This window comes from Streptomyces chisholmiae, from assembly GCF_031845445.1.
In the GTDB taxonomy this organism is placed as follows: Bacteria; Actinomycetota; Actinomycetes; order Streptomycetales; family Streptomycetaceae; genus Streptomyces; species Streptomyces chisholmiae.
Genome location: NZ_JAVREO010000077.1, coordinates 1 through 570, shown reverse-complemented (window position 1 = coordinate 570; position 570 = coordinate 1). Strand labels below are relative to the sequence as shown.

Genomic DNA, 570 nt, shown 5'->3' with positions numbered 1-570 from the left:
ATCGGATGCCGGGTGCGGGTCGGGTGTGCTCGGTGAGGACCTCACCGTGTAGGTCGGTGATGATGATGGTGTCGCCGGTGTTGACAACGAGGACCTGCTGGAATGCAAGGTCTACGTCGACCTTGTAGTGCACGCGGTCCAGGCCGATGGTGCCGGAAGTGGTCACGGTTCTCACACACGTGTTGGCGGGCAGGTCGGCGGGTGGCTGTGGTCGAGGGCGTTGGTATCGGCTGGGGACGCGCGCGTAGACGGGCCGGTCAGGTTTGGGTCGGGGTGGATCAGCCTTGGGCGTCGCTTCCCATGCGATCAGGGGTGTGATGCGCCCCGGCAGCCCTTGGTGGGGGCGCTCGGTGTTGTAGATGTGGTCGAACGCGTCGACCTGGGCTTGCAGTTCGTCGAGTGTCTCGGCGAGGGGTTGTTTGTCGAGGTAGCGAAACAGGGTCTGGTGGAAGCGTTCATTCTTGCCCTGAGTGGTGGGCTTGTAGGGCTTGCCGGTGATCGCCTCCACACCCAGAGCGCCAACGTGGGCGACGAGTTGGCCGACCACTCCGCGCCGGGACGGGTTCAGTG

The 570-nt window shown here is 64.7% G+C and carries 1 pseudogene; it reads right to left on the bottom strand.

The window, feature by feature from the left end:
* Positions 1-274 precede the first annotated feature (274 nt).
* Positions 275-570 (bottom strand): annotated as a pseudogene (locus tag RM844_RS32125) (integrase core domain-containing protein); the annotation flags it as partial.